At 41.6% G+C, this 14,743-nt stretch carries 12 protein-coding genes; 8 read left to right on the top strand and 4 right to left on the bottom strand.

Annotated elements, in window-relative coordinates; translation table 11 throughout:
• Positions 1–86: 86 nt before the first annotated feature.
• On the bottom strand, positions 87–929 hold the full coding sequence (gene mleCBF / locus QUF78_RS21500; protein ID WP_289326252.1) for a CBF family alpha/beta fold macrolide esterase: 843 nt from the start codon (positions 927–929) through the stop codon (positions 87–89).
• Positions 930–1,247: 318 nt separating this feature from the next.
• Positions 1,248–2,024 carry a 3-hydroxybutyrate dehydrogenase gene (locus QUF78_RS21495; protein ID WP_289326251.1) on the bottom strand — a complete coding sequence of 259 codons (777 nt, stop codon included), beginning with the start codon at positions 2,022–2,024 and terminating at the stop codon, positions 1,248–1,250.
• A 253-nt stretch (positions 2,025–2,277) separates the two neighbouring features.
• Between QUF78_RS21495 and QUF78_RS21490 the strand changes: the two genes are divergently transcribed.
• The 6 genes from QUF78_RS21490 to QUF78_RS21465 all read left to right on the top strand — a co-directional run bounded on the left by QUF78_RS21490 (position 2,278) and on the right by QUF78_RS21465 (position 9,724).
• Entirely contained in the window at positions 2,278–3,225 is a 948-nt protein-coding gene (locus QUF78_RS21490) for a 3-hydroxyacyl-CoA dehydrogenase family protein (RefSeq protein WP_289326250.1), read from the top strand.
• A complete protein-coding gene (locus QUF78_RS21485; protein WP_289326249.1) occupies positions 3,222–4,397 on the top strand; it encodes an acetyl-CoA C-acetyltransferase in 1,176 nt (391 codons plus the stop codon). The genes QUF78_RS21490 and QUF78_RS21485 overlap by 4 nt, the downstream gene beginning before the upstream one ends.
• 64 nt (positions 4,398–4,461) lie before the next feature.
• Positions 4,462–6,132: a sigma-54 interaction domain-containing protein gene (locus tag QUF78_RS21480; RefSeq protein ID WP_289326248.1), complete on the top strand. Its 1,671-nt coding sequence runs from the start codon at positions 4,462–4,464 to the stop codon at positions 6,130–6,132.
• An 813-nt stretch (positions 6,133–6,945) separates the two neighbouring features.
• Positions 6,946–8,331: a GntP family permease gene (locus tag QUF78_RS21475; RefSeq protein WP_289326247.1), complete on the top strand. Its 1,386-nt coding sequence runs from the start codon at positions 6,946–6,948 to the stop codon at positions 8,329–8,331.
• A gap of 32 nt (positions 8,332–8,363) precedes the next feature.
• Entirely contained in the window at positions 8,364–9,059 is a 696-nt protein-coding gene (locus QUF78_RS21470) for a CoA transferase subunit A (protein ID WP_289326246.1), read from the top strand.
• A 17-nt stretch (positions 9,060–9,076) separates the two neighbouring features.
• Positions 9,077–9,724 (top strand): 3-oxoacid CoA-transferase subunit B, encoded by a 648-nt coding sequence (locus QUF78_RS21465; protein ID WP_370016234.1) that lies wholly within the window; start codon positions 9,077–9,079, stop codon positions 9,722–9,724.
• Positions 9,725–10,061: 337 nt separating this feature from the next.
• On the opposite strand, the gene QUF78_RS21460 is transcribed toward QUF78_RS21465, so the two are convergent.
• Entirely contained in the window at positions 10,062–10,976 is a 915-nt protein-coding gene (locus tag QUF78_RS21460; RefSeq protein ID WP_289326245.1) for an iron-hydroxamate ABC transporter substrate-binding protein, read from the bottom strand.
• Positions 10,977–11,408: 432 nt separating this feature from the next.
• Here QUF78_RS21460 and QUF78_RS21455 point away from each other — a divergent pair, with 432 nt between their 5' ends.
• Entirely contained in the window at positions 11,409–12,326 is a 918-nt protein-coding gene (locus QUF78_RS21455; RefSeq protein WP_289326244.1) for a peptidoglycan-binding protein, read from the top strand.
• A gap of 208 nt (positions 12,327–12,534) precedes the next feature.
• Here QUF78_RS21455 and QUF78_RS21450 read toward each other — a convergent pair whose 3' ends face one another.
• Entirely contained in the window at positions 12,535–13,047 is a 513-nt protein-coding gene (locus tag QUF78_RS21450) for a GNAT family N-acetyltransferase (RefSeq protein WP_483313895.1), read from the bottom strand.
• A gap of 166 nt (positions 13,048–13,213) precedes the next feature.
• Here QUF78_RS21450 and QUF78_RS21445 point away from each other — a divergent pair, with 166 nt between their 5' ends.
• Entirely contained in the window at positions 13,214–14,695 is a 1,482-nt protein-coding gene (locus tag QUF78_RS21445) for a sigma-54 interaction domain-containing protein (protein WP_289326242.1), read from the top strand.
• The last annotated feature ends 48 nt before the right edge of the window (positions 14,696–14,743 follow it).

Raw genomic sequence — 14,743 nt, 5'->3', positions numbered from 1 at the left:
TACGCTATATAACAAAGGAAGCCCAATTTCTCGTTTGTACCACTGAGAAATTGGGCTTTTATTAGGGTCATCTTCGACTTATTCTTTTACCACGAACTAAGCTTTATAACTGAATCTATAATTTTGTCCCAATCTTCACTATGAATCTCATGCCCTGATCCATCAAGAGTCACTAATTCTGCATGAGGGATGGCTTTCGTAAGTGCAAGCCCGTGCTCGTATGGCAGGGCTGGATCTTCTGTGCCATGGATAATGAGGACAGGCACACTGATCTCACCAATTCTATCGTAATACACGTCCCCGCCTTGCAGCATGGCATGATTAAATCTGCTCGGTAGCTGTTTGGCGCGATCAAACTCTCTTTCCGCCAGTTTATACATTCTTTCCTGCTCATAAGGTTTGGAACCGGCTAATGTTTTCCATCCGTCCGCAAGGTAAGGGATGGCCGCCTCCCGATTTGACCAATCGATGGAAGCACTCTTCGCATGGTGATCCAATATAGTCTGGTCCATTGGAGGCAGTTTTTCCATCACAGTCCCGAACACACTTGATGCAATTAGCGTAAGGGTAAATACGCGTTTCGGATATTTTAAGGCAAGAATCTGGCCGATCATACCGCCTAGGGACATTCCGACGATATGAGCTTGCTTTATGGAATAAGCGTCCAGGACACCCACGGCATCGTCAGCCATGTCCGTTATTGTATAGTTGGAAGTACCGGGTTCATAAACGGCCGATCGTCCCAGATCCCGATGATCGTACCGAATGACAAACCTCCCCTGACCAGCGAGTCGGAGACAGAAATCCTCATCCCACCAGTCTAATGAAGACATGGCTCCCATGATTAAAAGCACAGCAGGGTCCTTAGGGTTTCCAAAACTTTCCGTACATATATCGACTTTATTTATTTTCAGTATCTGTTCACTCATGTTTTTTACCTCCGTATTAAATATTATCTAATTACGCAGATCAATAAATTCTTTCCGGAGCATGATTGGCCTGCCCCTTTAATTATCGCAGTCTAACCCACTTAATAATCATGACGGGGCCTCCTTTTATTTTTGTAAAATGGAAGGTATTCCTATAATACTGTAACATGTGGAAATCCTTTGCGCCACCAAAATTTTCCACATTCCTTCCTCAGGAAAAAGTCTGTCCTGTTATTCCATGAATGCAGAAAAGCCCGAATAAAAGAGCACCTTTTTGGTGCCATTCATTCGGGCTTTTGTTCTTTTGCAAGATGTATTTTATTGAGCTGTATACCCGCCATCTAACACAACTGCCTGGCCGGTGATGCCTCGTGCTTTGTCGCTTGCAAGGAAAATGGCGTAGTCGGCAATTTCGCTTACGTCGAGCAAGCGGTTTTGTGGGACGAGCGGATAGATGACTTCTTCCAAAACGCTTTCCAGCGGTACTTGCCTTGTTTTTGCTAAGTCCTCCAGTTGACCGCGGACGAGAGGTGTGTCCACGTATCCTGGGCAAAGGGCATTTACGGTTATGCCTGAAGAGGCGCTTTCTAAGGCGGCTACTTTCGTTAATCCGATTACACCGTGTTTTGCACTATTGTAAGCTGCTTTGTTGGCGAATCCAATTAGCCCGTTAATGGAAGAGATGTTGATGATTCTGCCGAAGCCTTGTTCTTTCATGATGGGCAAAACGTTCTTGATCGCGATGAATGGAGCGGTCAGCATGATTTTGATCATCAGTTCGAATTTTTCAGTTGGAAACTCTTCGATTGGTGCAACATGTTGAAGGCCGGCGTTATTAATGAAAATATCAATTCGTCCATATTTGTCTTTAGCTTGTTTGATTAGTTGGATAATATCTTCTTCACTTGTTACGTCTGCTTTTAAGCCGATAACATCCAAGCCTTTGTTCCTTAGGTCCAATGCAGCTTTTTCAACAGTGTTTAGATCAAGGTCGGACAAAACGACCTTTGCGCCATTTTCAGCAAATATTTTTCCAATCTCAAAGCCAATTCCTCTGGCAGATCCGGTAATTATCGCCACTTTATCTTTAACCATATTACATTCCTCCAATAAAAATGTAATGGTCCAGGTCTGTCATTTTAAGTTGGTGAACAGGGATATTTAACAAGGGAAGGGAATATAAAGGGAAGGTTATGAAAATATGGTATAGGTTATTGAGTAAGAGTCTATCATGATTTTCAAAATAACAAAAGAATTTTTGTTTACCCATATTGCTGGCACAGATATTGCATACATAAAAAGGTGAGTAAAAGCAGGTAATTTAAACGGATAAGAAAGGAGAATCTGGATGATTAAAAAAATAGCCATTATCGGTTCAGGTGTAATGGGGAGTGGAATCACTCAATCATTTGCAGTTGGCGGGTATTCCGTCACCATCAACGATATAAAGGAAGAGTATCTATCATATGCCCAAAATCGAATCTCTGAGAATCTAGCATTGCTCATTGAGGAAGGGGTCTTGACTGATCGGGAAAAGCAAGGTGCCTTAGCTAATATTACATATAGTGTAGATTTGGAAGAGGCTATAAGGGATGCTGATTTTATCATTGAGGCCATTCCGGAAGTCATCGGGTTGAAGTTGGATCTTTATCAGCAATTGGAGAAGATAATCAAACCGGATGCAATTGTAGCTTCAAATACATCGACCTTTCCGATTTCCCAATTGATGGAGAAGGCCTCGTTTGCGGACCGAATGGTTATCACGCATTTCTTTAATCCTGGCCATTTGGTTCCTTTGGTTGAAGTTGTTCAGCATAACGGCACAAAGCCGGAAGTCGTCAAGACAACACTTGATTTGATGCGTAAAATCGGTAAGTCTCCGATTCTCTTGAAAAAAGAAATAGCAGGATTCATTGCTAACCGTTTGCAGACTGCCTTGATGCGGGAAGCCTTTTATCTATTAAAAGAGGGCGTTGCCAATGCTGAGGATATTGATACAGCGATAACGGCAGGACCAGGTTTTCGATGGGCATTTACAGGGCCAATCGAGATTGCTGATTTTGGCGGACTGGATACATGGCAGCGTGTTTTTGATAATGTTTCACCAGTGTTGGATCAGAGTAAGGAAGCCCCTGTTTTGATTCGTGATTTGGTCGAAAAGGGGAAGCTTGGGGCGAAGTCGGGTGAAGGGATTTTCACGTATGAGGAATCTACCGTTTCTCAGAAAATCAATGAGAGGGACCGTAATTTTATTAAACTAGGTAAATTAAAAATGGAGAAGGAGGAAGTACTATGAGAGAAGTAGTGATAGTAGGGGCAGCAAGAACACCAGTGGGTGCGTTTGGAGGCAGTCTTGCCAATGTTTCAGCGGTTGACTTGGGAGTTGTGGCAGCAAAGGAAGCGATTAAGCGGGCAAATATCTCGGCTGATATGATTGATGAGGTATTGATCGGGAATATTCTATCTGCTGGATTAGGGCAAAATGTGGCACGTCAGGTTGCGATTCATGCAGGGATTCCGGAAACAACGCCGGCTATGGCCGTTAATAAACTTTGCGGGTCTGGCCTCCGTACGGTAATAATGGGAGCGCAATTCATTGCCCTTGGTGATGCCGATGTGATTCTTGCTGGGGGGATTGAAAGCATGAGCAATGCCCCGTATTTACTTCCAAATTATCGTTTTGGACAGAAAATGGGTAATGCCGAAGCAGTGGATTCAATGACCTATGATGCCTTAACGGATGTTTTCAATCAGTATCATATGGGCGTGACTGCGGAGAATATTGCGGAGCAGTGGGACATCAGCCGGGAAAAGCAGGATGAATTTGCTTTAGATAGCCAATTGAAGGCTGAAAAGGCGCAGCTAGAAGGACGATTTGCAGATGAAATCGTACCTGTTGAATATAAACGCAGAGGAAAGACAATCTTGGTAGACCAAGATGAGCACCCACGTCATGGGCTGACGATAGACCAGCTAACGAAGCTGCGTCCTGCTTTTAAGGAAAATGGAACGGTTACGGCTGGAAATGCATCCGGGATCAATGATGGTGGGGCGATGTTGGTCCTGATGTCCAAAGAAAAAGCGGACGAGCTGGGACTGGAAACGCTAGCGACAATTAAGTCATATGGAAACGCCGCGCTTGATCCGAAAATCATGGGATACGGCCCAGTGCCTGCGACAAGAAAAGCTTTGGCAAAAGCGGGATTATCAATAGATGATATTGATTTGATGGAAGTGAATGAAGCCTTTGCGGCCCAGTCACTTGCCGTGCTGAAGGATCTTGAATTGAATCCGGAAAAAGTGAATGTAAATGGCGGGGCAATTGCTTTGGGCCACCCGGTAGGTGCATCTGGTGCCCGCATCTTAGTGACATTGTTGTATGAAATGAAGCGTAGGGATGCAAAAACCGGCCTTGCCACCCTATGTATCGGAGGTGGACAGGGAACTGCGCTGATTGTGGAACGTTGATGCATTGGCCTCAATTTCCTATGATATAATGGGGGGAACTTCAGACCGGTTAAGGAGAATGGGAATGGCCAGCGATAATAAAACTGTTCAATTGGAATTGGTGAAAGCGATATTGGAAGAATTACCTTTTGGGGTTTTGGTAACGAAAAACGAAAAAGAAATCGTTTTATGCAATAGCGTATTATCTGAGGCTTTTGCCGAGAATCAATTTGACCTGCGAGTAAATTTAATTATCGAAAAAAACCTTATACCAGACGTAAATACTCCTATTCGTTTGAAAGGTAATAATGGGATTGTCAGAAAAGCAATCGTTCAAATGGTTGATGAGGAATATCAGATTTATCTCCTATTGTTTACAAATAATAAAAGTGATTTCCTTAATATCGATAATCATGAAGAAATTCTGTTTAAGGATATCATCGAATTTGCCTATGATGGCTTGGTGATGGTCGATACGGAAGGGTATGTCCAAATGCTGAGCCACGCTTATGCGGATTTTCTTGGAGTCGATCAGGAAAGCTCTATTGGGAGACATGTAACGGAGGTCATTGAAAATACCCGTATGCATGTGGTCGCCAAAACTGGAAAGCAAGAGGTCGCTGAATTACAGAAGATTAAAGATAATTATATAATTGCGACCCGCTCCCCGATACGGAAACAAGGTAAATTAATGGGAGCGGTCGGGAAGATTCTTTTTAAGAATGTCGGGCAGTTCACCGCTCTTTCCAAGCGGATAAACTCACTTGAAGTAGAGCTGAAAAAGTACAAAGGCGATTTTCGCGAGAGAAATAAGGCCTCCTATACGTTTGATCATTTGATGGGAAGAAGTCCAGAATTCATGGAAGTAAAAGGTCAAGCGAAAATTGCTGCTAAAAGCGACTCAAATGTGTTGATATTGGGTGAAAGCGGAACTGGTAAGGAACTGTTTGCGCATTCAATTCATAATGCCAGCAGACGGGCCATGGGTGTATTTGTCAAAGTGAACTGTGCAGCCATCCCAGCAGAGCTGCTGGAGTCAGAGCTTTTTGGCTATGAAGAGGGTTCTTTCACTGGTGCAAAAAAAGGCGGAAAAGCAGGTAAGTTCGAAGCGGCTGAAGGCGGGACGATTTTTCTGGATGAAATCGGTGAGCTGCCACTGCATATGCAAGTGAAATTGCTCCGTGTTTTACAAGAAAAAGAAATTGAACGGGTCGGCTCGACGGGAAGCATTCCCATTGATGTACGGGTAATTGCTGCAACGAATCGTAATTTGGAGGAAATGGTCTCGAAAGGGGAATTCCGACTTGATATGTATTACCGGTTAAAGGTCATGCAAATCCACGTACCTTCCTTAAGGGAGCGACCGGAAGACATTGAAATACTGGTAAATCATTTTGTTGAAAAGTACCAGAACCTCATGAAAAAACGCGTACAGGGCATGAGTGATCAAGCATTACGGCTCCTTCGCCTTTATAAATGGCCGGGTAATATTCGTGAGTTGGAAAATATCATTGAACGTGCATTGAATATCGTCGATGAAGAGGAAATGATACGTTCCAAGCATCTTCCTAAAGAAATAACGGGACATAAAGAATCAGTCTCAATCCGCACTTTAGCTGAAGTAATGGATGAAACTGAACGGGGTGCAATAGTTTCATGTTTGGAAATGACTTCTGGTAATAAATCAGAAACGGCAAAGAGACTCGGAGTGAGCCGAACAACACTGTATGAAAAAATGAATAAATATGGTTTATGATTGTAGAAAAGAACCCTTATGCCAAAGGGTTCTTTCTGAATTTTAAAACAATTTTGATTGGAACGAGTGTGAGAAACTCCTGCTTAGAAAAGCGTGTCCAAAGGAGACCCCGCAGGCGCAAATGTGTCGAGGGCGGATCGCCCGCGGAAAGCGAGTGCCTGGAGTTGAACGCAACGGTCAATTTATACAAATCCTCAAAAAATCATTATTATGGAGTTTGTCGACATTCTGAAGTGCCCTTTAGCCAAAGGGTACTTTTTTTATACTTTTAAACCACCTCTTAAGAATAGATACACATTTGTGCATGTTTTACACCCGTAAATCCTTGAGTGTGTTAAGAAATCCGTACACAAAACAAGAGGGAATTTGAATGTTGTAAGAAAAGGTTTACACTTTTTTGGGGTTTATGACTTCTGTGTATTGAAACCTTGACAGTTTTAAGGGGTTTCAGCTTTTACAATTTATAAAAAGAGAGATGAAATCTTTGAAAAGGCTTTAAAAGATGATGTTTTTTTAATTTAGGATAAGTTGGCACAAGAATTGCATAAATACTTTGGTGAATGGCCTATCTGTCATTTTATCTGGTGTTTCGACGTAAAATGAAAAGGGATTTTTAATTCAATAGTTTGTTGAAAGCGTTCTCAATAAATGGGAAGCACTTAGTAAGATCATTCAGCTTGACTTGGGGAAGGCAGGTTTGGATGGTGAAAGCGGAAAAATTAAAAATATGGAATTTAGGGAGATTAATGTTTCTACTTAAAGGCTTCCGAAATAATTTGGGGGCAAGGGGAGAAAAGAAAAGGGGGAATTAAATTGGTGATTCAAATCTTAGCCATTGCTGTGGCTTTAGGACTTTTAATCTTTTTAGCCTATCGGGGCTATCCGGTCATTATCATAGCGCCGATTGTTACGTTATTGGCAGTCATTTTATCTGGCGGGCATTTGCTGCCGAGTTATACAGAAACTTATATGACGTTTGCTGCTAACTATGTAAAAGCATTTTTCCCGATATTTTTATTAGGGGCCGTATTTGGAAAAGTCATGGAGATGAGCGGTGCAGCAGCATCCATTGCCAAGACCATCGTAAAATCACTAGGTTCAAAGCAGGCTATTCTTGCTGTAGTGCTGGCTTGTTCGGCGCTGACATATGGCGGGGTTTCGCTGTTTGTAGTGGCATTTGCCGTTTATCCATTTGCAGCTGCAATTTTTAAAGAAGCAGACATTCCTAAGCGATTATTGCCAGGAACGATTGCATTAGGCGCATTCACTTATACGATGGATGCCCTTCCTGGAACACCACAGATTCAAAATATCATTCCAACGAACTATTTCGGAACAGATACTTATGCAGCTCCATTAATCGGGATTATTGGCGCGATCATGGTATTCACTGGCGGAATGATCTGGTTAGAACGTCGTCGTAAACAAGCGGTGGCAAATGGTGAAGGCTACGGGGAAGGACATATTAATGAACCGGAAAGTGCCGAAGAGCAAAACCTGCCTAACTTTTGGCTGTCCATCGTACCGCTCGTCCTTGTCGTAGCGTTTAATTTTGCTTTCAGTCGCAGTGCCATTTCGGTTAAGCACTGGTATGATGCATCGGTGTTGAAGGAATCCTTCAATATTGCCGATGTAAGCACAGTCACTTCATCCTGGTCTTTGATTGTTGCACTGACAATCGGTATTATTGCAGCGATGCTTCTGAATGTTGGGCGTATAAAGCTCAAATTGGCAAGTGGATTAACAGCTGCTGCAATGGGATCTTTGCTTGCGATATTCAATACTGCGTCTGAAGTTGGTTTTGGTAATGTTGTGAAAACGCTTCCTGGATTCTCGGTGATTCAAAACTGGGTGTTCAATGCAAGCGGTAATCCACTCGTATCGGAGGCTATTGCCGTCAATGTACTGGCAGGGATTACAGGGTCTGCATCTGGTGGACTTTCGATTGCGTTAGAAGTAATGGGCGGTCACTATTTACAGGTGGCTCAAAGTGTTGGAATCAGCCCGGAAATGCTACATCGAATTGCATCCATGGCATCTGGCGGAATGGATACGCTTCCACATAACGGTGCCGTTATTACTTTACTTGCTATTACAGGACTGACACATCGTCAATCCTACAAGGATATCTTTGCGATCACGATTTTGAAAACAGTGACTGTGTTCATCCTTGCTTTTGCAACTTCCCTATTTATTTAATAGAATAGTATTAGGAATGGAGATGATGGAAAATGAGTAAATTATTAACATCTTTTGAAAGCGCTATTCAACAAATCGAGGATGGAGCAACCATTATCGTTGGCGGGTTCGGATTAAGCGGAATTCCAGAAAATCTGATTTTTGCTTTGCGTGATAAAGGTGTAAAGGATTTGACCATTGTCAGCAACAATTGTGGAGTCGATGATTGGGGTCTAGGTCTTTTGCTGGAAAATAGACAAATCAAAAAAATGATCGCTTCTTATGTAGGGGAAAATAAATTATTTGAGCAGCAATTTTTAAGTGGAGAGCTGGAGGTCGAGCTAGTTCCCCAAGGAACGCTTGCTGAGCGTCTAAGAGCGGGTGGAGCAGGAATCCCTGCCTTCTATACAGCTACTGGAGTAGGAACGGAAGTCGCCAAAGGTAAAGAACATAAAGAGTTTGATGGTCGCACATACATTATGGAAAAAGGAATAGTCGGAGATTTTTCCTTTGTGAAAGCTTGGAAAGCAGATCATTTCGGTAATCTCGTCTATCGGAAAACGGCAAGAAACTTTAACCCTGTCGTTGCCACCGCGGGGAAAGTCACGATTGTTGAAGTGGAGGAGCTTGTGAACACAGGAGAGCTCGATCCAGATGAAATTCATACTTCAGGGGTTTATGTACAAAAAGTACTTGTAGGAAACCGTTATGAAAAACGAATTGAAAAACTTACAACTGCTAACGCATAAAAAGGAGGAGTATTCGAATGACTAGACAACAAATTTTAGAACGGGCCGTTAAAGAAATCCAAGATGGTATGTGTGTAAATTTAGGAATCGGAATGCCGACCTTGATTGCTAACATGATTCCAAATGACTTTAATGTTATGCTTCAATCGGAAAATGGCTTACTGGGAATCGGACCATATCCAGAAAAAGATGCAGTCGATCCGGATTTGATTAATGCAGGAAAAGAAACAGTAACGGCAAAAGCCGGTGCATCATTTTTTGATAGTGCTGAATCGTTCGCAATGATTCGCGGCGGCCACATCGATCTAGCCATTTTAGGCGGGATGGAAGTTTCCGAAAATGGGGACTTGGCAAACTGGATGATTCCAGGGAAGATGGTAAAAGGAATGGGAGGTGCGATGGACCTCGTCCAAGGAGCAAAACGGATCGTTGTCATCATGGACCATGTGAACAAACATGGGGAATCCAAAGTGAAAAAGAGTTGTACACTGCCATTGACGGGAGAAAAGGTCGTCCATTGCCTGATTACAGAATTGGCCGTATTTCATTTTACAGAAGCGGGTATGGAATTGATTGAATTGCAAAATGGCATAACACTTGATGAAGTGAAAAGTAAAACAGAGGCTGACTTTACAATAAGCCCCTCTATTGAAATTAAGGCATAGTAAGAGATTACTTGAATTGACCTATCAGGGAAACGGATAAAACTCATTATTAGGCTACTTTCAGTTCGTAAACGTACGGACGGAGGTAGTCTAATTTTTTTGATGTTGAAATAAATTCCCTTTCTATGTTAAAAAGCAGTTTGTATTTTACTAGAGATTGTGGAGGCAAAACAGGCTTTTCAATTCAGTTATCAATCTTAGAAAAATTATCATCTTCCATTTTTTACATAGAGTTTGTATGGAGAAATAAAAAAACTGTAGGCAAACACGGTTTTCATCGAGTTCGTCTACAGTCTGAAAGAAGGAATTCTTATTAAATGAATTCCTTCTTTGCATATTAATTGTTAAGAAATGATTTTTCGAAGAATTCCAGAAGATACTCTAGTGTGATTGGATCACTGTAAGTTGATGCTTTACTATTTATTTCAAATACACGATCGTTCTTAACCGCAGGTATATTTTTCCATGAATCAGTCTCCAAAAATGAATTAACAACATCCGGGTTTTTACTAAAGATCATATAATCTCCAGAATACTCAGGAAGCACTTCCGATGAGAGGACATAAATGCCTGATTTAAGTGCCTTTTCTTTTACTTTCGCAGGCATTTTCAAATCCATTGCTTGATACAATATTTCTGTCCCGCGTGCATAATTATTTCCAAATACATAAAACTCCTTGGCATCATTTTCAATTACAGAAACGGTTGCATCTTCGCCAATTTTTGCACGTATCGCTTCTCCTGCGGATTCTGCACGCGTTTTGAAATCATTAACCCATTCTTTTGCTTCCTTTTCTTTGTTTAAGAGTTTTCCGATTTCTATCTGCTGTGATAAATAATCCAATTTCCCCCAAGTGAATACTACAGTAGGAGCAATTTCATTTAGTTTGCCAATATTTTTCATCTCGGATCCTACTATGATTAGGTCCGGTTCCAGTTCGATGATTTTCTCCAGGCTATCTTCTGAAACGACTTCCACTCCCTTAAGTTTTTCTTGAAAAAGGGGATTCATATTAGTCCATTGATCTATCCCAACGATATTACCTTCTAAAGCCAAAACATTAGGTCCATTAGAGAGAGCAATTATTCTTTTTGGGTTTTTAGGAATCTCAATAGGGCCAGTTTCTGATTGATAGGTAAATGTTTCTTCTTTAGTCTTGGCTGCATTATCTTCGTTCGCTGTCTCGTTGTTCCCACAAGCACTAAGAATAAGTACGAACAAGAGTAGGAATGGTATGAATAGTTTTTTCATTCTGATTTTCTCCTTGCTTATTATAGTATAAGTTTAAAAAATGTATGTAATTAGTAATGATATTCATTTTCAATTACTATCAATATCTTAATGGTAATGATAATCATTGTCAATTAATTTCGCCAGATTGCTAAACTCATTGAATTAAGCTGTTGCCCCTACTTGTAGAAACATGTTTAAGGCTGGGTGGGGTGAAGCTATGAAAATACACGGAGGACTAAGAGAACTGTTCAAAGATCGGCAATGTTGGTCTAGATGTGGCAAAGGAAGATAGCCAAAGTAAGGTCAGGGATTTTTTAGATGGATCAGAACTGAAGAACCTTTCAATAGGCATAATCATTTAACGAAGCCTTTAATAACAAAATGGAAATATTTCAGCCATGCTACTTTTCCGTTAAAAAGGCTTATATAAGGTTTAAAGGAGGGATTACATTGACAGTAGCATTACGAACATTATTGGATAGATCAGTGAAAAAGATGGGGACAAGGATGAATCCAGTGGTGAAGGCATCAGCATTGGAAATGATCGAACGTGCTTATAATGAAGGGATTTATGTACAGATAAGTGCTGGCCACCGCTCTTTGGAAGAACAAGCTGCGCTTTATGGCCAAGGAAGAGTTTACAGCTACAATGGAAAAAACTATAGTAATCTAGCTAAGCCTAATGTGACAAACGCTAAACCAGGCCAGTCTTATCATAATTTTGGACTGGCTATTGATTTTTTCACTGTGAGTGATGATGGCAAGAAAGCGAACTGGACAGTGAATTCAAAGTGGCAGCGTGTAGCTGCTATAGGTAAGGATTTAGGATTTAAATGGGGCGGGGATTGGAGTTCATTCAAGGATTATCCCCACTTGGAAATGACGGGTGGGCTATCCTATTCACAGTTACAAGCAGGGAAAGAACCTCATCTTACCTTTAAATTCGAAAAAACGGATCTCCCGAAAACCAGCAAAGGAGATACCTATATAATTTCCATACAAAATACGTTAAATAGCCGGTATAAAGCAGCAATTTCCGTTGATGGGTTTTACGGTCCCGAAACTCGATCGGCCCTTATAAAAGCTATACAAACGGAACTGAATAAGCAATTCAATAAAAAGCTTGCTGTCGATGGAAAATGGGGACCTAAAACCAAGACTGCAATCGTCACCGTAAAAAAAGGAGCTGCAGGCAATATCACATGGATTCTCCAAGCAGCACTTTACATGGAAGGATTTAACCCTGGGCCCCTTGACGCAGAATTCGGTGAGAATACAGAGATGGCATTATTTAAATACCAGAAGGCAAGCAAGATTTCTGCAGATAAGCAAGCAGGTAAAGAAACATGGAATGAATTGTTTGCTTGATAGAGAATGCAGGTAAATGATGGCCGATTTGATCCTACACAGCATAATTCGACCTACACAGCAATAATTCGACACTTCGCAATAATCCGACCAACACCAAATCCGGCCTGCACACGATATTATTCGACCTCACCCCGAACCTTACCCGGGAAATAATTCACCTAAACTCGGCATAATTCGACTTACCCGGGAATAATCCGTAAAGAATTCATTCAAGTTCCAAGCACCAATCATTGCATCGCATTAGGCTTCCCAGTGGGTATTCGAATTCACATTCGGAGATGAGGCGGAAGTCTAGCTTACGGCAAATTGCGTTTGACGCAGGATTATTGATTGACGGGAATGCGTGAATATATTTATATTTCCGTTCGGCTTTGATTTTGGCTATCAGAGCCTTCATGGCATGGGATGCGATTCCTTGTCCCTGAAATGAAGGGAGGACGCTCCAACCGCTTTCGTACACATTTTCATTATTCCATTCGGTTTGCCAGTAGCCAACGGAACCAGCCGCTTCTGTCTCTGGAAACAGGATGATGCTAAACATGCATCCCTTATTTCCCAGCTGAAGATACCGCTGATGCCGTTTCATGATTTGTTCATTACTTTCCGGACCACCAAGATGTGCCATCATTTCTGGGGCATTAAGTTGAAAAAGTAAATCAAGGTCCTTATCTTCCCATGGTTTAATTTCTAATCTGGTTTCTTTGCTTCGTTCTGTAATCCGACTCACCCCTACCTTTTTATTTTCTTATAGTAACTTTCTTTGCTGGATGCGAGATACCTTTTTTTATATGTGAAATTACTATTCTATTGGAGTAGGATTTTATTAAAGATAAAGAGATGAAAGTTTCCCATTAAATGCTATAATTTACAGGTGATTCTATCAAATGACAGAGAACGGAGATGAAGAAATGAAATCTTCAGTGAATCAGTTTTCCACTCAATTTGAATGGATATTGAATGTGATCAATGTGGGTGTCCATATAGTGAATAAAGATGGGGATACGGTTTTCTACAATGAAATGATGGCACATATCGATGGGCTTGATCGTGAACAGGTATTGGGGGAGAATATCTTTCAGCTTTATCCATCCTTGACCGATGAATCCAGTACGCTGCATGTAGCATTGGAAAAGGGCGTGGAAACGAATGAGTCCATCCAGACGTATGTCAATTTAAAAGAGAAAAAAATAACTTCAATCAATAGTACGTATCCTTTATATGAGGATGGTGAAATTATTGGGGCAGTGGAAATAGCAAAGGATATTACGAAGGTCATGAATATGTACGACCAAATTGTTGATTTGCGTTCCCAGCTGGCCGAGACCCATAAGAAAACCAAGTTCCTTGAAGGGACGGCGACCTACCATTTCAGTGATTTAATCGGTGATAGCCATGCATTTAAGCAAGCCATTTCATTGGCGAAAAAAGCGGCCCGTACACATTCCCCAGTCATGATTTATGGACCTACAGGGACGGGAAAAGAATTGGTCGCTCAAAGTATACATAATGTAAGTGCTCAGCGAAATCAACCATTCATAGCGCAAAACTGTGCGGCTGTTCCAAAGGAATTGATGGAGGGGCTGCTGTTCGGTACGACGAAAGGGGCTTTTACTGGAGCGATGGATCGCCTGGGCATTTTTGAACAGGCAAATGGCGGTACCCTTTTCCTTGATGAGTTGAATAGCCTCGATCTCGGCCTGCAGGCAAAATTGCTGCGGGTGCTTCAGGAAGGCGAGGTACGCCGTGTTGGGGGTTCGAAGGAGCAAAAGGTTAATGTGAAGATCATTGCTGCGATGAACATTTCTCCAGAAGAGGCGTTAGATCGGGGAATCATTCGCTCGGATTTATTCTTTCGCCTGAATGTCGTGACGATCCAAATGCCTTCACTGCTGGAGCGTAAAACGGATATTCCGGAAATCGTCAATCACTTTATTCAGAAATTCAACAAATCATTCTTTACGGAAGTACGCGGAATCAGTCATAAGGCGATGCAGAGGCTTCTTCAATATCCATGGCCCGGGAACATTCGTGAACTGGGACATGCCATCGAGTTAACCTTTAACGTCATGGACGCAGGGGAAGATATGATTGATGAACACCATCTTCCTGCATATCTTTTTCCTTCAGGGAATTACGCTGCATCAAATACGCAGAACCATCCTTCCCCATTGAAAAATAAGATTGATTTACCTGTCGTTCTTGAAGAAATGGAAAGGGAAATGATCATCAATATGTTCGAGAAATATAACGGGAATATCAGCAAAACGGCTGAAGCCCTCAATATTAAAAGACAGGGATTACAATATAAGTTAAACAAGTACGGCATTGAAAAAGTTTATACGGCAGGATCGAGAGAATCAAAATAAATGTGGTTGTATTTGAAAACGCTGTCAAATCATTGATAATGATGTAAC

Origin of the sequence: Peribacillus sp. ACCC06369, assembly GCF_030348945.1 — a bacterium.
In the GTDB taxonomy this organism is placed as follows: domain Bacteria; phylum Bacillota; class Bacilli; order Bacillales; family DSM-1321; genus Peribacillus.
Note: the sequence above shows the minus strand (reverse complement) of the source record. Positions and strands in the feature narration are given on the sequence as shown.

Coding starts and splice junctions, on each gene's coding strand:
- QUF78_RS21445 (WP_289326242.1), top strand. CDS start 13,214: ATGACAGAGAACGGAGATGAAGAAATGAAATCTTCAGTGAATCAGTTT.
- QUF78_RS21490 (WP_289326250.1), top strand. CDS start 2,278: ATGATTAAAAAAATAGCCATTATCGGTTCAGGTGTAATGGGGAGTGGA.
- QUF78_RS21465 (WP_370016234.1), top strand. CDS start 9,077: ATGACTAGACAACAAATTTTAGAACGGGCCGTTAAAGAAATCCAAGAT.
- QUF78_RS21460 (WP_289326245.1), bottom strand. CDS start 10,976: ATGAAAAAACTATTCATACCATTCCTACTCTTGTTCGTACTTATTCTT.
- QUF78_RS21495 (WP_289326251.1), bottom strand. CDS start 2,024: ATGGTTAAAGATAAAGTGGCGATAATTACCGGATCTGCCAGAGGAATT.
- mleCBF (WP_289326252.1), bottom strand. CDS start 929: ATGAGTGAACAGATACTGAAAATAAATAAAGTCGATATATGTACGGAA.
- QUF78_RS21485 (WP_289326249.1), top strand. CDS start 3,222: ATGAGAGAAGTAGTGATAGTAGGGGCAGCAAGAACACCAGTGGGTGCG.
- QUF78_RS21470 (WP_289326246.1), top strand. CDS start 8,364: ATGAGTAAATTATTAACATCTTTTGAAAGCGCTATTCAACAAATCGAG.
- QUF78_RS21480 (WP_289326248.1), top strand. CDS start 4,462: ATGGCCAGCGATAATAAAACTGTTCAATTGGAATTGGTGAAAGCGATA.